Raw genomic sequence first — 18,642 nt, 5'->3', positions numbered from 1 at the left:
CCCGGCCGACCGAGCGGCCGGGTGACCTGAGAAGGAGCGACCGTGGGTCGACTGTGTGAAACCGAGGGGCTGACCGAGGATCAGACGGAGATCCTCAAGGCCGTGCGCAGCTTCGTCGAGAAGGAGATCCTCCCCGTCGCGACGGAGCTGGAGCACGCCGACGAGTACCCGCAGGAGATCGTCGACGGGCTCAAGGAGCTGGGCATCTTCGGGCTGATGATCCCCGAGGAGTACGACGGCCTCGGGGAGTCACTGCTGACCTACGCGCTGTGCGTGGAGGAGATCGCGCGTGGGTGGATGAGCGTCTCGGGCGTCATCAACACCCACTTCATCGTGGCCTACATGCTGATGCAGCACGGCACCGAGGAGCAGAAGCAGAAGTACCTGCCCCGGATGGCCACCGGCGAGGTCCGCGGCGCCTTCTCGATGTCGGAGCCCGGGCTCGGGTCGGACGTCTCGGCGATCAAGACCAAGGCGACCCGGACCGACGAGGGCTACGAGATCACCGGCCAGAAGATGTGGCTGACCAACGGTGGCACCTCGACGCTGGTCGCGACCCTGGTCAAGACCGACGAGGGTGCGGACTCGGTCTACCGGAACATGACGACGTTCCTGGTGGAGAAGGAGCCCGGCTTCGGCGAGACCGCCCAGGGACTCACCATCCCGGGCAAGATCGACAAGATGGGCTACAAGGGCGTCGACACCACCGAGGCGGTCTTCGAGGGCCACAAGATCTCGGCGGACCAGATCCTGGGTGGGGAGCCGGGCAAGGGCTTCTACCAGATGATGGACGGCGTCGAGGTCGGCCGCGTCAACGTCGCCGCCCGCGCGTGCGGCATCGCGAACCGGGCCTTCGAGCTGGGCATCGCCTACGCCCAGCAGCGGGAGACCTTCGGCAAGCCGATCTCCCAGCACCAGGCGATCCTGTTCCGGCTCGCGGAGATGGCGACCAAGGTCGAGACCTCCCACGCGATGATGGTCCGCGCCGCCCGCATGAAGGACCGTGGTGAGCGCAACGACGTCGAGGCGGGCATGGCCAAGATGTTGGCCGCGGAGTACTGCAACGAGGTCGTCGAGGACTCGTTCCGCATCCACGGCGGCTACGGCTACTCCAAGGAGTACGAGATCGAGCGCCTCTACCGGGAGGCGGCGTTCATGCTCATCGGTGAGGGCACCTCGGACATCCAGAAGATGATCATCGGCCGGCGCCTGCTCGAGGACTACAAGCTGTAGGGGGACTGGCGCCGTACGGCGCCGGGGCCCGGAGGCCCGGACCGAGGCTCAGGCCTTGGTCCGGGCCTTCTCCTTCTTCACGGCCTTCTGCGCCCAGTTCGGCTTGCCGTCCCGCAGCACGGTGCCGAGGGCGGTGACCGCGGCCGCCAGCTCCTGCTCGGCGGTCACGGTGCCCGGGTCGACGCCCTTGGTGTCGACCGGGTCGAGCTCGGCGAGGTCGCCCACGACCTCGACGCCGCTGTCGGCGATCTGCTTGGTCATCTTGTCCGAGGTCTTGCGCAGCCAGCGGGGGACCGTGAAGCCGATCGGGTCCTCCTCGCGCTTGCGGTGCACGAGGACGTGCTTGCCGAGCGCCTTGACCTTCCGCTTGTACGCCGGGAGGCCGAGGTCGCTGGTCTCCTCGTTGAGGCGGCGCATGAGCAGCGCGGAGGCCGCGCCTAGGGACTCGTTGGCGCGGGGCGCCTCGGTCCAGTCGGTGGGGGTGATGCCCGCGACCTGGCAGAACCGGTCCCACAGCAGTTCGGAGGGCGAGCCCGGCGGGGGCACCGTGATGACCGTGACGTGGTCGGCGCCGACCACCCGCGCCCAGCGCTGGACGATGGTCCCGGCGGACTGCTGCCGCCAGAACTTCTTGCCGGCCTCCCCGCGGTGCTGGACCGCGTCCAGGTAGTCGGCCCAGGTCCAGGTGCTGCGGTTCTTGACGGTCTCCTGCCACATGGCCGGCACCGTGCGCCCGAGGTCGCGGACGGTGACGACGACCCGGATCTCGGTGTCGGGGAAGTCGCCGACCAGCTGCTCCATCCGCGGCGCACCGATCGGGCCGAGGTACTCCATCGACACGATGGCCGTGCCGGGGTGTGCGTTGATCTCGTCGCGCAGGCTTGCCCAGGAGCCGGGCTTCGCGCTCTTGCTCTCGATCAGGTCCGACACTGCCCGCGCGTGCCGGCCCCAGGTCGGACCGGGGAAGAGGATGCCCTGCTGGGCGAGCTTCTCCCGGTTCGCGTTGCACCGCCCCTGGATGAACGTCGTGCCGGACTTCATCAAACCGACGTGCAGCACCAACCGCTCAGCCACGTGCCTGCCTCCCTGACGACCGTCGTGGACCGGCTCATCCTCCCACAATGCTGTCGACGCAGGCCGCCCCGGGATGCGAGGGTGGATGGACCGACCGGAGGAGATGATGATGCCCGAATCGAACGGCGCGAACGAGGAGCTCAAGGCCAAGATGCGCGAGGCCCTGGACCGCAAGAAGTCGAACGACCAGGGCGTGCCGCACGACGGGCCGGTCAAGGAGAAGGCCCACGGCTCGGAGGTCGTCGGCGGCGCTCCCAAGATGCACCGGCGCAAGGCCGGCGGCGGGGGTTCCTGAGGATCCTCCGGCTTTCGGCCCGGCCGGGCCCGTGGCCTCACGTGGGCGTGCCGGCAGGCTCCAGCGCCCGGTGTCCGGGTGGTGGAGCCTGCTGAGTCGGTGGGTGCTCAGTTGTTGTGGATCTCGAGGGTGCCGAGTGGGGTGACCAGGTAGCTGCGGCCGTGGGGGCCGTGCCACTCGTAGGTGCCGTCGGGTCTGCGTCGGTATCTCCAGCGCCCCGAGGTTTTGCAGCGGTGATGTCGCCGGCACAGGCAGGCCAGGTTGTGCGGGTTGGTCTGCCCCGGTGGCCCGCCCTCGTCGAGGGGCAGGTAGGGCTCGATGTGGTCGAGGTCGGTGTGGCGGGCGTCGACGGCGCACCAGGGGAAGACGCAGTGCCCGTCGCGGAGGATGACGATCTCGCGGATCTCCTCCGAGGGGTCGTGCCCGTCGACGGCGGGGCAGCGGTTCAGGTCGAGCACGGGGCGGACGACCACGTCCTCGGAGCGGTTCAGCCAGTCGCGGAGCTTGGCCAGGGTGGCGGGGCCGAGCTTCTCCATCTGACCGACCGCGTGCTGGTCGAGGTGCAGCAGGTCGGCCAGCGAGGCGTGGACGTACAGGATGGTCTGCCGCCGCCGCACCGGAGTGGCGGCCGCCGCCGGCTCGGCGGCTGTCTCGCTGTCGCCGGTGAGCGAGACGAGGTCGAGGGTGGCCTGCTGGGCGGCGAGGACGCCGAGGGCTTTGGCCTTGCGGATCTCCAGCTCGTCGGTGTCGCCGAGGGCCTTGAGGGCGGCGGCCTGGTCGCAGACCAGGTCGTGGAACGCGGTCAGGTCCAGGGTGTCGCCGGCCACGTCGAGGTAGCTGGTGCCGTCGACCTCGCCGGGGGCGGGGTGGCGCAGCGTGACGTGCCAGCCCTTCCTGCCCTGCTTCTCGCGCTGCTCGAGCAGCTCGGGGTGGTACTTGGCGATCGCCATCGCCACCGCGGTCTGGATCGCGGCGAACCCGCACGAGGCCAGCCTCGGGGCGAGCTGCAGGTCCACGTAGCCGGCGGCCTCGCGGGAGAGGGGGTGGGTGGCCTGGGCTACGTGCCGGGCCTTCCACGGATCCACCCTCAGGTCTTCGACGAGCCGCCAGATCCGCGGCAGCCGGTGCTGGAGGTCGAGGGCGTCGGCGATCAGTTTCATCCCGGTCATCGTGGACACCCCGAGGGCGGCGGCGACCGGCTCGGGCGCGAACGCCGAGACCGCGGGGGTGCCCTCCCCACCGAGGGACTCATCCGCATTGAGCACGCCCGGGAGGGCGTCGCCGGCCCAGGTGGCCACCCCGGTGTCGGCGGTGGCGGGGTGCAGCACGCACCACTGCGCGGCCAGCCGGAGCTTGCCGCGCTCCTCGGCGCGGGCGCCGAGCTTGCGCTGCTCGAGCACGTCCAGCAGGGCGGTGGGGTCGAGGTCCTCGACCAGCACCGCTGCCCCTGTGGCGTCGCGTTCGAACATATGTCCATTGTCTCGCGGGGTGCGGGTGCTTGTCGCTGCCTGTGGACGGTTCGTGGCCCGGGTATTTTCGAGGTTTTTTCGGGCCGGGATGGCGTGGTCTCGACAAGCTCGACCACCGGGGGCGACCCGCGCGCCGGACAGCGACCGCAACCCACGGCGTACCCGTCCCCGTAGCTGCCAAGGACCGTGACCACCCAGGTACCGCCAGCCGCCCGCGGGGGTCTCGAGGCTCGCCGCCGGCGCGCCTCGCGCCTCGAGACCGAAGTGTGGTCTCGACAAGCTCGACCACCGAGCGATGCTCGACCACCGAGCGATGCTCGACCACCGAGCGATGCTCGACCACCGCGGGATGCTCGACCACCGGGGTGTGGTCCCGACAGGCTCGACCCTCGGGAGACGGGTGAGGTTCCCCACGAGTAACCCCGTGGCGGGTGCAGTTTCGACAGGATGGCCCCGTCAGTCCGTCACAGGGATCAGGAGTGAGCATGCAGTTCGGTCGCAGCTATGAGGAGTTCGAGGTCGGGGCGACGTACAAGCACTGGCCCGGCAAGACCGTCACCGAGTACGACGACCACCTGTTCTGCCTGCTCACCATGAACCACCACCCGCTGCACCTGGACGTCCACTACGCCGAGGAGACGACGCAGTTCGGCAAGAACGTGGTGGTCGGCAACTACGTGTACTCCATCCTGCTCGGGATGAGCGTGCCGGACATCTCGGGCAAGGCGATCGCCAACCTCGAGATCGAGTCGCTGCGCCACGTGGCACCCACGTTCCACGGCGACACGCTGTACGGCGAGACGACGGTCCTCGACAAGTGGGAGAGCACCTCGAAGGACGACCGGGGCGTGGTCCACGTCGAGACCATCGGCTACAACCAGGACGGCAAGGTCGTGTGCATCTTCCGCCGCAAGGTGATGGTGCCGAAGGACAACTACCTCGAGGCGCGGGGCGGCGAGCAGCCCGGGCGTCCGGTGCCGCAGGCCGACAAGTTCTGGCCCGGACCCCAGGGCGGGTAGTCCCCCGTAAGGACTACGGGTCCATCCCCCAAACAGGGGGTTGGTTTTGCGCACTCCTGGTGCGTTTGGCAGGGTCCCCCGGGTGATTTCGCAGACACAGAGCGTTGAGACCACCCAGGACCGGGGTTTCTTCGGACAGCCCCGCGTGCTCGCCAACCTGTTCGGCGTCGAGATGTGGGAGCGCTTCAGCTTCTACGGCATGCAGGGGATCGTCCTCCTCTACCTGTACTACTCGGTGTCCCAGGGCGGCCTGGGCATGGACGAGGGCACCGCGAGCGCCGTGATCGGTGCGTACGGCGGCCTCGTCTACCTGTCCACGATCCCGGGCGCCTGGCTGGCAGACCGGGTGCTGGGGTCCGAGCGCACCCTGTTCTACAGCGCCTGCCTGATCATGCTCGGCCACATCGCGCTGAGCGTGCTGCCCGGGTACGCCGGCGTCGTCGCCGGTCTGCTCATGGTCGGCATCGGCTCCGGCGGGCTGAAGGCGAACGCCACCGCGCTCGTCGGCACCCTGTACGCCGAGGGCGACGAGCGCCGCGACGCGGGGTTCTCGCTGTTCTACCTCGGCATCAACCTCGGCGCGCTCTTCGGCCCGCTGCTGACCGGCCTGCTCCAGCAGGAGGTCGGCTTCCACGTCGGCTTCGCGGCGGCGGCGCTCGGCATGTTCCTCGGCCTGGTGCAGTACACCATCGGCCGCAAGCAGCTGCCCGAGGCGGCCCACGAGGTGCACAACCCGCTGCCGGCCTCGGAGCGCCCCAAGGTCATCGGCATCGCGGTCGCCGCGGTCGCGGCCGTCCTCGCCCTGGTCCTCGGCGGGTTCGTCACTCCGGAGAACCTCGCCACGTGGGTCATCTGGGCCACCGTGGTCGGTGCCGTGATGCTGTTCCTGCGCATCATCACCAGCAAGAAGGTCGACGCCGTCGAGCGCGGTCGGGTCTGGGCGTTCGTCCCGATGTTCCTGGCGAGCACGGCGTTCTGGTCGCTCTACCAGCAGCAGTTCACGGTCGTCACGATCTACTCCGACACCCGTCTGGACCGCGACCTGTTCGGCTGGGAGATGCCGGTGTCGTGGATCCAGTCGGTCAACCCGGTCTTCATCATCCTGCTCGCCGGCGTCTTCGCTGCCATGTGGACCAAGATGGGCCCCAGGCAGCCCTCCACCCCGATGAAGTTCGCGCTGGGCACCGCGATCATGGGTGTCGCGTTCCTGCTGTTCATCCCGATGGCGGGTGGCGGTGCCAACAGCGCCCCGCTGCTCGGCCTGGTCGGCATCCTGCTGGTCTTCACGATCGCGGAGCTGCTGCTCTCGCCGGTCGGTCTCTCGCTGGCCACCAAGCTCGCACCGGAGGCGTTCCGGACCCAGATGGTGTCGCTGTTCTTCCTCTCCGTGGCGCTCGGCTCCGTGCTCGCGGGCTACCTCGGCAAGTTCTACTCGGCCGACCACGAGGCGGCGTACTTCGGCGTCCTCGGACTGATGTCGGTCGTGGTGGGCCTGGTGCTCGCCGCGTTCACGAAGCCGATTCGACGCCTGATGGCCGGGGTGCACTGACCCCGGGCGCGAAGGCGCGGGCCAGCGGCAGGATCCCGAGGATCAGCACCATCGGGACCGCGAACCCGACCCGGAGGGACCCCGACCCGACGAGCCCGGTGAGCACCGCTCCGAGCAGCGCGCCGACGTAGTTGAACTGGTTGAACCGCGCGATCACGGCGTCCACGCGGGCCTGCCGGACCGCCGGGTCGAGTCCCTCGCCCCCGGCGATCCGGGCCGCGGCGGAGAAGCTGAGCGGGGCGATCACCGCGACGCCGGCGCCGAGCAGGGTGAACCCCAGCACCGCGACCGGCCACGTCGGGGCGAACACCACGACCGCAAGGGCGGCCGAGGCGACCAGGGCGCCGACCCGCAGTACCCGCACCTCGCCGTACCTCCCGACGAGGCTGTCGCCGGCGAGCCGGAGCGCGCCGCTGGCGACGAGGTAGGGGAACGTCGCGAGCGCGACCAGGCCCGCGGGGGTGGAGAAGGTGTGGTCGAGGTACGTCGGTCCCCACGTGGCCGCGGCGGTGTCGACCATGTAGAAGAGGACCATCCCCAGGCCGACGAGCAGGATCGGGTGCCACGGCACCGCCACCGCCTGGGCGGTCTCGGTGGGCCCGTGGTCGCGGGGCAGGAACGGGGCGAGCACCACCACCAGCGGCACCACGGCCAGCACGGCGGTCGCCGACAGCGGGATGCCGGCGGTGGCCAGGGTCACCGCGGCACCGAGGATGCCGCCGAGGGTCCAGGCTCCGTGGAAGGACGGCAGGATCGGTCGGCCGTAGACGTGCTCGAGGGCGACCCCCTGCATGTTGGTCGTGGCATCGACGACGCCGAGTCCCACGCCGTACACCGCGAGCCCGCCCACGAAGAGCGCCGTGGTGGGTGCGGTGGCGAGCACGGGTACGCCGGCCGCGACCAGGCCCAGCCCGACCCGGAGCAGGGTCGCGCTCGACCGGCGCCTGGCGAGGGTCTCGGCCACGACCGAGCCGAGCCCGGCGAGCAGCACCATCATCAGCAGCAGCAACGACAGGTCGAGGTCGGAGAGGTCCCAGCGGTCGGAGAAGTCCGGCAGCCGCGTGGTCAGGCTGATGAAGACCAGCCCCTGGGTGAGGAAGGCGGCCGCGGCGGCGGTCCTGGCCCGGGTCGGGGTCTCGGTCATGGTGCGATCGTGGCACGAGACCCGTGTCAGACTCGCGCCATGAGCGACGACGCCGAGGTGTGGCTGGTCCGGCACGGCGAGACCGAGTGGAGCAGGTCCGGCCGGCACACCTCGACCACCGACCTGCCGCTGCTGCCCGACGGCGAGCGCGTGGCCCGGGGCCTGCGCGACCGGCTCTGCGACCGCGAGTTCGCGCTGGTCCTGACCAGCCCGCGCGAGCGGGCCCGCCGCACCGCCGACCTGGCCGGGTTCGCCGACGCGGAGGTGGACGCCGACCTCGTGGAGTGGACCTACGGCGAGTACGAAGGCGTGACCACCGAGGAGATCCGGCGCACGGTGCCCGGCTGGACGGTCTGGTCGGCGCCCTGCCCCGGAGGGGAGAGCGCCGAGGAGGTCTCGGCGCGGCTCGACCGGGTGGTGGCGCGGGCGCGGGGCGCCGGCGGCCCGGTCCTGGTCTTCGGCCACGGGCACGCCCTGCGCGTGCTCACGGCCCGGTGGCTGGACCTGCCGGCCACCGACGGTCGGCTGTTCCGGCTGGACACGGCCACCGTCTCGGTGCTCGGCCACGAGCGCGAGTCGCCGGTCGTGCTGCGCTGGAACTCCTGACTCCCTCCGACGCCCCTGCTCCCGGTGACGCCCTGCCCTTGACGGGGCCGCGGCCGCGGTAACACCGTGGTCGCATGTCGCTCCTGGCCGGCTGCCCCCGCTGCGCCGCCCCGGTCGCCCGGCTCCCCGCGGGCGGCGAGTGGTCCTGCCCGGAGCACGGGCCGATCGATCCGCTGCTGCGGCCGCCGTACGCGACGTACGACGCGTTCGCCGCGCACCTGGTGGGCTCGTCCGGCTTCCCGACCTACCTGCCCTGGCCGATGAGTCCCGGCTGGAGCGTCACCGACTTCGCCGCCGTGGGGGACGAGCCGGGGCGGACCCGCGCCACCCTGACCTGCTGCTCGGGCACCAGCGAGCTCGACGGGCCGGTGGACGTGATCGTGGTGGCCGAGGAGACCGGCGTCGGCCTGGGGGCACGCTGTGCGGGCACCCTGCACGACGACCCCGGGGACGAGGTGGGCATCGGCCCGCCGTCGGTGAAGGTCCGCGTCGAGAGCCAGGACGTGCCGCTCTGGCCGGTGTCGACCAGCGGGCTCGGTGGCGAGCTGGACCGGTCGGTGATCGCCGGCGAGGCGCAGGGGCGCTGGCTGTGGATCGTGCTCCGCCCCGCCTCGGCGATCCTGCTGCTGCGGGACGACTGGATGCTGCGCGACGTGTCGAGCCTGGGCGCACCGCTGCTGGAGATCCCGTACGGCGGGCCGACCCCGCTGTGGTGAGCCGCCGCCTCAGCGGGCGTGGGTGAGGAAGCGGGTCAGCAGCCTCAGCCAGGCCTCCGGCGCCTCGAGGTGCACGTCGTGCCCGGTGCCGGCGACGGTCGCGACCTCGATGTCCGGGCGCAGCGCGCACATGCTCTCGACCTGGCGGTCGGGGACCGAGCCGTGCTCGCCGCGCACCAGCAGCGTCGGGGCGCTCACCCGGGACCACTCCTCGAGGAACTCCCGCTCGTGCACGTGGCCCACGGCCCGGGCCAGGGTGGCGGCGTCCCACTGCGGCCACAGTCCGTCGGCCCGCTCCTCCAGCCCGTCCGCCCAGGTCTCCGCCACCATCCGGCCGGTGCCGAAGAAGGCCAGGAACTCCTCCCGGTCCGCGAACGGTGCCGGCCACGAGGCCAGCCAGTCGGCGATCGTGCGGGTCATCGTGGGGGAGTCCCCGCCGAGGCCGCCCTCGACCATGACCAGGCGGTCCACCCGGTCGGGTGCCCACGCGGCGAGCAGCATCGCCGTGTGGGCGCCCATCGACTGGCCGACCACGGGCACCTGGTCGACGCCGAGGTCGTCGAGGACGGCCCGCACGTCGTCGACGTACGCACGGCGGGAGACGTCGGCGGGGCGCCGGGTGCTGCTGCCGTGGCCACGCTGCTCGACGGAGATCACGCACCACTCCTCGCGGAGGGCCTCGATCGTGGCGCCCCACTCGCGCGCGTAGCCGGCCAGCCCGTGCAGGAGCACGACGATCGGCTTGTCCTCGGCGGTGTCGTAGTACCAGATCTCCGCGTCGGGTCGCTCGACCCGGCCCCATCCGGCCGTCATGCTGCGAGTCTGGCACCACGCCGTTTATCGGGGTGTCCCTCGCTCGGCCTAGAGTTTTCCGGTGCGCATCGACCTCCACACCCACTCGCGGGCCAGCGATGGGACGCAGAGCCCGGAGGAGCTGGTGCGGGCGGCCGCGGCCGCGGGCCTCGACGTGGTCGCCCTCACCGACCACGACACCGCCGAGGGCTGGGACGAGGCCGAGGCGACGGCCCGGGAGACCGGCATCGCGCTGGTCCGGGGCATGGAGATCAGCACCCGGCACGACGGTCACGGGGTGCACCTGCTGGCCTACCTGCCCGACCGCAGCCACCCGGGGCTCGTCGCGGAGCTGGACCGGATCCTCGACGGGCGCAGCTCGCGGCTGCCGGCGATGCTCGCGCGGCTGCGCGAGCTCGGCATCGACATCACCGCCGAGGACGTGGGCCGGGTGGCGGGTGACGCGGTCTCCACCGGGCGCCCGCACGTCGCCGACGCGCTGGTCGAGCTCGGTGTCGTCGGCGACCGCACCGAGGCGTTCCGGCGCTACCTCAGCCCCGGCCGCCCGGCGTACGCCAACCGGTACGCCGCGCCGCTGGAGACGATGCTGGGCCTCGTCGCCGAGGCCGGGGGCGTCAGCGTGATCGCGCACCCGTGGGGGCGGCACGGCCGGGAGGAGCCGGGCGAGGCGACACTCGCGACGCTGGTCGAGGCGGGACTCTCCGGCATCGAGGTCGACCACCAGGACCACGACCGCCCGACCCGCGACCGGCTCCGGGGGATCGCCCGGAACCTCGACCTCGTCGCCACCGGCTCCAGCGACCACCACGGCACCGGCAAGGTCGACCACGAGCTCGGCTGCAACACCACCGAGCCCGACGAGTTCCACCGGCTGGTCGCGCTGGCGCGCGAGGCCGCGGTCCGCTCGGGACGTCGTACCCCCGGGGTGGTCGGCCTGTGAGTGCGCTCGTCAACGGGGTGCTGCTCACCGAGGTCTTCGTGACGCTGTTCGTGATCATGGACCCGGTCGGCACGGTCCCGATCTTCCTGTCGTTGACCGCGGGCCGGTCGGCGAGCACCGCCCGCAAGGCCGCCTGGCAGGCGGTCGCGGTGTCGTTCCTGGTGATCGCGATCTTCGCGTTCTTCGGCCAGCAGATCCTGGAGTACCTGCACATCTCGCTGCCCGCGCTCCAGTGCGCGGGCGGCCTGCTGCTCCTGCTGGTCGCCCTGGAGCTGCTGACCGGCAACGAGCAGGAGCCCACGGCCGCGGTCGGGACGAACGTCGCGCTGGTCCCGCTCGGTACGCCGCTGCTCGCCGGGCCGGGCGCGATCGTGGCCACGATGCTGTTCTCCCGGGAGGTCCACGACGTCCCGGACTTCGCGGCGGTCGCGCTGGGCGTGGTGCTGGTGCACGTCTGCCTGTGGGGCGCGATGCGCTACTCGCTGCCGATCCTCCGGCTGATCCGGGAGAGCGGCGTGCTGCTGGTCACCCGGATCGCCGGCCTGCTGCTCTCCGCGATCGCGGTGCAGCTCGTCGCCGACGCCGTCCGCGCGTTCATCGCAGGCGAGGGCTGACCCGGCTACGCGAGCTCGAGCTCCCGCTCGACGAGGTGGTCGGCCACCTTGCGCCGGACGCGCTGGAGCGCGTTGTCGATCGACCTCGCCCCGCGGTGCAGCCGTTGCGCGATCTCGCGGTAGCCGACCCCGTCCACGTGCAGGCGCAGCACCTCCACCTCGAGGTCGGAGAGCGACCGGTCCACGTGGCCGCGCAGCGCGTCGACCGCCTCGGCGCAGACGAGCTGCTCGGCGGGGTCGGCCGCCGCGGGCGCGGGCAGCACGTCCGCGAGGGTGCGCTCGCCCTCGCCGGCGGCCGGTGCCGGGCCCTGGAGGGAGACGTAGTCGTTGAGCGGACCGTGCTTGCGGCGGGTCGCGGTCCTGATCGCGCTCACCACCTGCCGGGAGACGCACACGTCCGCGAACGCCCGGAAGCTCGAGCCGCAGTCCGGGTCGAAGGCGCGCACCGCCAGGTAGAGGCCGATCATCGCCTCCTGGGCGAGGTCGTCCCGGTCGGCGCCGACCAGGAAGTGGGCCCGCGTCCGGGCCCGGACCAGGACCCGGTGACGGAGCAGCAGCTCCTCCAGAGCGGCCTCGTCACCGGACCTGGCGCGCCCGACGAGCTCCTCGTCGGAGGCCTCCCCGGCGGCGGGTGCAGCGTCGGTCGTGGGCACGTCGGGTGCAACGACCGCTACCACCAAAGGTGACGAGGAGTCAGGTTCTGGGGGTGTCCCGCATCGCGAGCAGCCCGCCGAGGACCCCGACGTACGCCGTGCCGTCCGGCCCGAAGGTGATCGGCGCGTAGTTGTTGTTGTAGCCCAGCCCCACCCCGGTCAGGGCCGACCAGGCCCGTCGGCCGGTCCGCGCGTCGATCGCGGTGAGGTACCACGGGTCCTCCGGCCCGGTGGCGGGCTCGCCGGAGGTGTAGCGCACCTCGTCGGCGGCCGGGTGCTCGTAGACGTAGAGCAGGCCGGTGGCCGCCGACACCTTGCTGACGCTGGTGGGCACGCGGACCAACCGGTTCGTCCACACGCGCCGGCAGCCGCCGTGGGCGTAGTCGACGTCGATGCGGGTGACCCCGGGAACCGTGGTCGGGGTGTTGCGCTGAGGATTGCCCGAGGGCGGGCTCTGCTCCGGTCCGGTGTAGCCGTAGTTGTTCTCGACGATCAGCGCGCGCCCGACGGCGACCAGCGAGTTGTCGGTGGCGCCCCGGCCACGCGGGAAGACCGGGATCCGGCACACCGGACGCGCGCCGGGCCCGCGGCGGCCGGCGCGGAACACCAGCACGTGCATGCGCGGGTCGGCGTTGTCGGTGATGGCCACGAAGCGGTGGCCCTGGCGGCGCACGATCGTCGGCGTGGTGCCGGACCCCGTCTGGCTCTGGCCCGGCTTCTGCCGGGTGCCCGCATCATAGGTACGCCGCCAGGTCGCCGCGGGCGCGCCGGACCCGATGGCGTCGAAGCGGTAGAGCGCCCGGTCGGAGACGACGAAGACACCACCCGTCTCGTCGACCGCCATCGAGTTGCCGATGCCCTCGCCGTGCGGCAGCTGCCGGGACCGGGACCTGCCGGTGTGGCGGTCGACCGTGCCCACGACTCCGGAGCCGGTGACGAACCAGATGCGCCCGTCCCAGTCCGGCAGCGCCGAGAGGATCACCGAGCTTCCGACGTCGGCCGACACGTCGTAGTCCCGGCGCAGCGTCAGCGTCGGCGCGTCCGCGGTGCCGGTCTCGGCGATCACCTGGATGTGGCCGTCCGAGGTGGGCACCACGACCCGGTCCCGCTGGTCGAGGTAGAAGTAGCCTCCGCCGCCGAACGCCGTGAAGGGGCTCGACGCCGACGACGCCGGACGGGGCGGCAGGGGGTGCTCCGCGAGCACGTCCAGGGTGCGCGGGTCGAGCAGCCGGAGGTCGACCGTGGCCAGCCCGACGCACACGGTCAGCAGCCGACCCTCCGAGTCGAACGTCACCGACGCGCACTCCTGGGCGAACAGCGTCGAGGTGATCTCGGGGGAGTGGCCCAGCGGGCCGGGCGTCCTGCCGGCATCGGACTGGTAGGCGTCGTCGTGGAGGTTGCTCCGCCCGTTGACGGCCATGAAAGGGTGCCGCGGCGCGAACCGCACGTCGCGGAAGGGGTGTGCGCGGCGCGGCGCGCCGAGGTAGGGCTTGACGCTGGTGGACCCCGGGTCCTGCGGGATCGGCACGGCGGGCGCGCCGCCCTCCGGCTCGGCGGAGACCGCCGTACCGGTGGTCGGGACGGTCAGGGCGAGCGCGGCCAGCGCTGCCACCCCGAGGTGTGCCGCGGAGAGGGCCCGGCGCCGGGTTCGGTGAGCTGCCATGCAGGGTGCTTCGCCGCCGCCGCCGACTTTCCTCCCGGGCGGAGGAGGAAAGTCGCCCCCGACGGCGAAGCAGAGACCATGCGCTGGTTCTGGACCGTCTGCTGGGCCCTCCTGTGTTCCGCCCTCGTCTCCGTCTCACTGGTCGCGCCGACCTCGGCGACCACACCGGGCACCGCCGCGGAGCCTTCCCGCGCGCACCGCTACGGGTCGGTGCTCAACATCCTCCCGCCCGGTGCCGCGGGCAACGTGGACGCGGCGATGCTGGCGGCGCTGGGCCCCGGCAAAGCCACCGACGACCCGTCGTCGCTGCTGTCCGGGTTGGCCGGGCCACAGTCCTACTTCACGACCGCGACGCCCGAGCAGCCCGCCGACTTCGCCGACCAGCTCGAGAAGTACGACGCGCTCAACACCGCCGACCCCGCCGCGCTGACCGCGGGCCGGCTGCCGCGCTACTTCAAGGACGCCTCGCTCGGGGTCGACCCCGAGGACGTGGTGCGCACCGAGCGGCCGCGGCCCGGTGTGACGATCCGGTGGGACACCGACGGCGTCCCGCACATCACGGGCCGGACCGACGCCGACGTGGCCTACGGCGCGGGCGTCGCGGTCATGGAGACCCGGATGTTCCTCACCGACGTGCTGCGGCACACCGGCGCGGCCACGATGGCCGAGTTCGTGGGCCCGACCGACGCCGACGTCGCCCAGGACGCCGCGCAGCTCCAGGTGGCGGCGTACACCCCGGCGCAGCTCGACCGCCAGATCGACGCCCTCGCGGAGCGCTCGCCCGAGGCCCGACGGCTGGTGGGGGCCTTCGACGCCTACATCGCCGGCATCAACGACGAGCAGGACGTCCTGTGCCCCGCGAGCACGGCCACCGTGCCGCTGCCCGGGTCGCTGGGGCTCGGGTACGGCGAGCACTGCCCGGTGGAGTACGCCGCCCTGCAGCGGCCGCCGGAGCCCTACATCCGCGCAGACATCGTCTCGATCGCCTCGCTGGTCGGCGGCATCTTCGGCACCGGCGGAGGCGGGCAGTACACCAACGCGATCTGGCTCCAGCAGCTCCAGGAGGACTTCGGGAAGCGCGCCGGCAGGCGGATGTACCAGGACCTGCGGGAGAAGAACGACCCGGAGGCGCCGGTCACCTCGCCGGTCCGGGCGCCGTACGGCGGCGCCGGCAACCGGGTGCACCCGGGGCGTCCGGGCGTGGCGATGCCCGACCTGCACCCGATCGCGACCCAGCTCGGCACCGGCGCGATCGTGAACCCCGACGGCTCGCTCTCGCCGCCGCCGCAGGGGGCCGCCGGCAACCAGGGCAATGCCAGCACCACCGACCCGAAGGGCGACGGGTCCACCGGCGCGCAGGCGAGCGCGACCGCCGCCCGCTACGGCGTCGACCCGGTGCTCGAGGCGCACCAGGTCCAGGGCAGCCTGCAGCGGGCGCTGCAGGGCGAGCTGGTCGGCATGAGCAACGCGCTCATCGTCGACGCGAAGCACTCGGCGCACGGCCACCCGACCGCGGTCTTCGGCCCGCAGACCGGCTACTACGCGCCCCAGCTGCTCATGGAGGAGGAGCTGCGCGGGCCCCACACCGCGGCCCGCGGCGTCTCGTTCGCCGGCACCAACTTCGTGGTCGAGCTCGGCCGCGGCGTGGACTACGCCTGGTCGGCCACCTCGCCGTACACCGACATCACCGACACCGTCGTCCAGCCGCTGTGCAACACCGACGGCAGCCCGCCGACCGTGGACTCCACGGCGTACGTCGCCGCCGGCGGCCGGTGCACGCCGATGGTGCGCTACGAGCACACCGAGACCGGCTTCCCGACGCTGGCCGCGCAGGACACCCCCGCGGAGATCAAGCTCCTGGTGCTACGCACCGACCACGGCATCGTGCGGCTGCGGACCACCGTGCACGGGCGGCCGGTCGCGGTGGTGCGGCAGCGGTCGACGTACATGCACGAGGCCGACTCGGTGCTCGGCTTCGTCCACCTCAACGACCCGTCCCGGGTGCGCGACGCCCACGACTTCATGCGGGCGGCGTCCGGCATCCAGTACGCGTTCAACTGGTACTACGTCGACGACCGGGACATCGCCTACTACAGCTCGGCCCGGCTGCCCCGGCGAGCGAGGGGCACCGACCTGGACCTGCCGCGGTGGGGGAGCAGGGCCTACGACTGGAACGGCTTCGAGCCCTTCGCCGCCCACCCGCACGTCCTGAACCCCGAGCAGGGCTACCTCGCCAACTGGAACAACAAGCTCGCGCCCGGTTTCGCGTCCTCCTCGCAGGTGTGGGGGGATGGACCGGTCTACCGCAGCCTCACGATCGAGGACCGGGTCAAGGCGCTGCTCGCGAGCGGACGCCGGGTGCACCGCTCCGACCTGGTGGGCGCGATGATCGACGCCGCGACCGTGGACCTGCGCGGCGCCTACGTGCTGCCGTGGGTGCTGAAGGTGGTCGGCGTCCCCGACGACCCGCAGGACGCGGCGGCCGTCCGGCTGCTGCGCCGGTGGGTCGCCGACGGAGCGCACCGGGTGGACCGCCGACGGACCGGCTCCTACGACCACCAGGCGGCCATCACGGTCCTCGACACCTGGTGGGACCCCGAGGACATCGGTGCCTCGTGCGCACCGGACTGCGGCTTCGCGCTGCCGAAGGACGCGCTGCGGCACGGGCTCGGCGACGCGGTGGACCTGCTGCCCGAGCCGCTGGACGACCACCCGCGCGAGCACATCGGCTCGGCGTTCAACGGGATCTCCTGGTACGGCTACCTGAACAAGGACCTGCGGACCGTCCTCGGGAAGCCGGTCCGCGGCGCCTACTCGCGCCGCTACTGCGGGTCGCTGACGCACTGCCGGGCGACGCTGCGCCGGTCGCTGCACGAGGCGGTGCAGGCGGCGCTGGAGACCCAGGACGTCTCGGCGGTGCGCGACCTGACCTACGACAAGTCGCGCGACGACATCGTCTCGGTCGCGGGCGGCGTGGTCGGCGTACGCCGGATCGACTGGCAGAACCGGCCCACCTTCCAGCAGGTGGTGCAGTTCACCGGTCACCGCTGAGCCGTCGGGTGGCCGGGGAGGAGGGGACGAACGTCCCTCCAGCTCGGCATCGCCGCGGGGGATGCTGGAGGCGTGGACGCCGCCATGCTCGACAGGATCAGGACCGGAACGGGATTCATCGCTGCCCTGGACCAGAGCGGAGGCAGCACGCCGAAGGCGTTGCGCCTGTACGGGGTGGACGAGTCGGCCTACTCCGACGACGCAGCGATGTTCGACCTGATCCACGAGATGCGGACCCGCATCATCAGCAGTCCGGTCTTCGGCGGCGAGCGGATCCTGGCGGCGATCCTGTTCGAGCAGACCATGGACCGGCAGATCGGGGCAGTCGGCTCGGCGGAGTACCTCTGGACGCAGAAGCACGTCGTCCCGTTCGTCAAGGTGGACAAGGGCCTCGAGCCCGAGGCAGACGGCGTCCGGATGATGAAGCCGATCCCCGACCTCGACGCCCTGCTGGAGCGGGCCACGAGGCACGGCGTCTTCGGCACCAAGATGCGCTCGGTGGTGCTCACCGCCGACGAGACCGGGGTCGGTGCCGTGGTCGCCCAGCAGCTCGACGTCGCGCGCCGGATCCTGGCCGCCGGCCTGGTGCCGATCGTCGAGCCCGAGATCGACATCCACAGCCCGGAGAAGGCCGAGACGGAGAAGCTGCTCAAGGACGTCCTCCTCTCCCACCTCGACTCACTGGCCGAGGGGCAGGACGTCATGCTCAAGCTGACGCTCCCCGAGGAGGACGGCTACCACCGCGAGCTGCTCGAGCACCCGCGCGTCCTGCGGGTGGCCGCGCTCTCCGGCGGCTACACCCGGGAGGAGGCCGACGCCCGGCTGGCACGGAACCCGGGCGTCATCGCGAGCTTCTCGCGGGCGCTCACCGAGGGGCTGACCGCCCAGATGGGCGACGAGGAGTTCGACGCGGCCCTGGACGCCTCCATCGCCGGCATCTACGCGGCCTCGTCCACCTGACGCCGGGCCACGATCACTTCCGGCCCAGCGACTGGAACCGCTGCAGCACGCCGTGCGGGACCAGGCGCGCGGCGGTGGCGATCGCCTTGTAGCGGGCGCTCGGGATCGAGTAGACCCGGCGCTTGTCGAAGTCCGACAGGGCCTGGGACACGAGGTCGTCGACGTCCAGCCACAGGAACGACGGCGCCGAGTCGCGGGCGACGTCCATCCGCTCGTGGAACTCGGTCTTCGTGAACCCCGGGCACAGCGCCATCACCGTGACGCCCTGCGGGCGGTACTCCGCGGCGGCCCACTCGCTGAAGCTGTTCACCCACGCCTTGGCGGCGCTGTAGCTGCCGCGGGGGAGGAACGCCGCCACGCTGGAGACGTTGATGATCCCGCCGCGGCCGCGCTGCGTCATCGCGCCCAGGGCGGCGTGGCTCAGCCGGAGCACCGCGGTCACCAGCACGTCGAGCATCGCGTTCTCGGCGTCCACGGAGTTGTCGAGGAAGCGCTTCTTGAGCCCGAACCCGGCGTTGTTGACCAGCAGGTCGACCGGTCGCCCGGTGTCGCCCACCCGTGCCTCGACCCGGGCCAGCGAGGCCCGGTCGGTGAGGTCGGCGGGCAGCACCTCGACCTGCACGCCGTACGACGCGCGGAGCTCGGCGGCGACCTTCTCCAACCGCTCCTCGTCGCGGGCGACCAGCACCAGGTCGTGGCCGCGGGCGGCCAGCTGGACGGCGAACGAGTGGCCGATTCCGGCCGTGGCGCCCGTGACGAGGGCGGTGCCGGTGGTGGTGCTGATCTCAGACATGTCTCAAGCAAACCGGTGTCGTCGCGATCTCGGCAACCGGGTCGGGCATG

General features: G+C 72.1%; 17 protein-coding genes. 10 read left to right on the top strand and 7 right to left on the bottom strand.

What is annotated here, in order from left to right; translation table 11 throughout:
• Positions 1–42: 42 nt before the first annotated feature.
• The gene (locus ABD268_RS10800; protein WP_344151326.1) at positions 43–1,233 is read left to right on the top strand and encodes an acyl-CoA dehydrogenase family protein; all 1,191 of its coding nucleotides are present in this window, start codon (positions 43–45) and stop codon (positions 1,231–1,233) included.
• 48 nt (positions 1,234–1,281) lie between these two features.
• On the opposite strand, the gene ABD268_RS10795 is transcribed toward ABD268_RS10800, so the two are convergent.
• On the bottom strand, positions 1,282–2,307 hold the full coding sequence (locus ABD268_RS10795; protein WP_344151323.1) for a hypothetical protein: 1,026 nt from the start codon (positions 2,305–2,307) through the stop codon (positions 1,282–1,284).
• 109 nt (positions 2,308–2,416) lie between these two features.
• Between ABD268_RS10795 and ABD268_RS10790 the strand changes: the two genes are divergently transcribed.
• Positions 2,417–2,602: a DUF5302 domain-containing protein gene (locus tag ABD268_RS10790; RefSeq protein WP_344151320.1), complete on the top strand. Its 186-nt coding sequence runs from the start codon at positions 2,417–2,419 to the stop codon at positions 2,600–2,602.
• Positions 2,603–2,709: 107 nt separating this feature from the next.
• On the opposite strand, the gene ABD268_RS10785 is transcribed toward ABD268_RS10790, so the two are convergent.
• On the bottom strand, positions 2,710–4,071 hold the full coding sequence (locus ABD268_RS10785; protein ID WP_344151317.1) for an HNH endonuclease signature motif containing protein: 1,362 nt from the start codon (positions 4,069–4,071) through the stop codon (positions 2,710–2,712).
• A gap of 485 nt (positions 4,072–4,556) precedes the next feature.
• Here ABD268_RS10785 and ABD268_RS10780 point away from each other — a divergent pair, with 485 nt between their 5' ends.
• Positions 4,557–5,090 carry a MaoC family dehydratase gene (locus ABD268_RS10780; protein WP_344151447.1) on the top strand — a complete coding sequence of 178 codons (534 nt, stop codon included), beginning with the start codon at positions 4,557–4,559 and terminating at the stop codon, positions 5,088–5,090.
• A gap of 82 nt (positions 5,091–5,172) precedes the next feature.
• On the top strand, positions 5,173–6,639 hold the full coding sequence (locus ABD268_RS10775; RefSeq protein WP_344151314.1) for a peptide MFS transporter: 1,467 nt from the start codon (positions 5,173–5,175) through the stop codon (positions 6,637–6,639).
• On the opposite strand, the gene ABD268_RS10770 is transcribed toward ABD268_RS10775, so the two are convergent.
• Positions 6,599–7,783 carry an MFS transporter gene (locus ABD268_RS10770; protein WP_344151311.1) on the bottom strand — a complete coding sequence of 395 codons (1,185 nt, stop codon included), beginning with the start codon at positions 7,781–7,783 and terminating at the stop codon, positions 6,599–6,601. The two genes, ABD268_RS10775 and ABD268_RS10770, sit on opposite strands and share 41 nt — an antisense overlap.
• Positions 7,784–7,822: 39 nt before the next feature.
• Between ABD268_RS10770 and ABD268_RS10765 the strand changes: the two genes are divergently transcribed.
• A complete protein-coding gene (locus tag ABD268_RS10765) occupies positions 7,823–8,389 on the top strand; it encodes a histidine phosphatase family protein (RefSeq protein ID WP_344151308.1) in 567 nt (188 codons plus the stop codon).
• A gap of 74 nt (positions 8,390–8,463) precedes the next feature.
• On the top strand, positions 8,464–9,105 hold the full coding sequence (locus ABD268_RS10760) for a DUF6758 family protein (protein WP_344151305.1): 642 nt from the start codon (positions 8,464–8,466) through the stop codon (positions 9,103–9,105).
• Between the two features lie 9 nt (positions 9,106–9,114).
• Here ABD268_RS10760 and ABD268_RS10755 read toward each other — a convergent pair whose 3' ends face one another.
• Positions 9,115–9,918 carry an alpha/beta fold hydrolase gene (locus ABD268_RS10755; protein WP_344151302.1) on the bottom strand — a complete coding sequence of 268 codons (804 nt, stop codon included), beginning with the start codon at positions 9,916–9,918 and terminating at the stop codon, positions 9,115–9,117.
• 61 nt (positions 9,919–9,979) lie between these two features.
• On the opposite strand from ABD268_RS10755, the gene ABD268_RS10750 reads away from it, so the two are divergent.
• Positions 9,980–10,858 carry a PHP domain-containing protein gene (locus ABD268_RS10750; protein WP_344151299.1) on the top strand — a complete coding sequence of 293 codons (879 nt, stop codon included), beginning with the start codon at positions 9,980–9,982 and terminating at the stop codon, positions 10,856–10,858.
• Positions 10,855–11,472, top strand: coding sequence for a MarC family protein (locus tag ABD268_RS10745; protein ID WP_344151297.1), 618 nt, complete (start codon positions 10,855–10,857; stop codon positions 11,470–11,472). Before ABD268_RS10750 ends, ABD268_RS10745 begins: the two co-directional genes overlap by 4 nt.
• Before the next feature lie 5 nt (positions 11,473–11,477).
• On the opposite strand, the gene sigH is transcribed toward ABD268_RS10745, so the two are convergent.
• Together sigH and ABD268_RS10735 are read right to left on the bottom strand one after the other, a co-directional pair.
• Entirely contained in the window at positions 11,478–12,125 is a 648-nt protein-coding gene (gene sigH, locus ABD268_RS10740) for an RNA polymerase sporulation sigma factor SigH (protein WP_344151294.1), read from the bottom strand.
• A 40-nt stretch (positions 12,126–12,165) separates the two neighbouring features.
• Entirely contained in the window at positions 12,166–13,788 is a 1,623-nt protein-coding gene (locus ABD268_RS10735) for a hypothetical protein (protein ID WP_344151291.1), read from the bottom strand.
• Positions 13,789–13,866: 78 nt separating this feature from the next.
• On the opposite strand from ABD268_RS10735, the gene ABD268_RS10730 reads away from it, so the two are divergent.
• Both ABD268_RS10730 and ABD268_RS10725 read left to right on the top strand, forming a co-directional pair.
• Positions 13,867–16,839, top strand: a complete 2,973-nt coding sequence (locus tag ABD268_RS10730) for a penicillin acylase family protein (RefSeq protein WP_344151289.1) — start codon at positions 13,867–13,869, stop codon at positions 16,837–16,839.
• A gap of 84 nt (positions 16,840–16,923) precedes the next feature.
• Positions 16,924–17,799: a fructose bisphosphate aldolase gene (locus ABD268_RS10725; protein WP_344151444.1), complete on the top strand. Its 876-nt coding sequence runs from the start codon at positions 16,924–16,926 to the stop codon at positions 17,797–17,799.
• A 13-nt stretch (positions 17,800–17,812) separates the two neighbouring features.
• Here the strand turns inward: ABD268_RS10725 and ABD268_RS10720 are convergent, their stop codons facing one another.
• Positions 17,813–18,592, bottom strand: a complete 780-nt coding sequence (locus ABD268_RS10720; protein WP_344151287.1) for an SDR family NAD(P)-dependent oxidoreductase — start codon at positions 18,590–18,592, stop codon at positions 17,813–17,815.
• Positions 18,593–18,642: the final 50 nt, after the last annotated feature.

The organism is Nocardioides koreensis, assembly GCF_039531775.1.
Classification (GTDB): Bacteria; Actinomycetota; Actinomycetes; order Propionibacteriales; family Nocardioidaceae; genus Nocardioides; species Nocardioides koreensis.
This window is presented reverse-complemented; position numbering and strand designations above follow the sequence as displayed.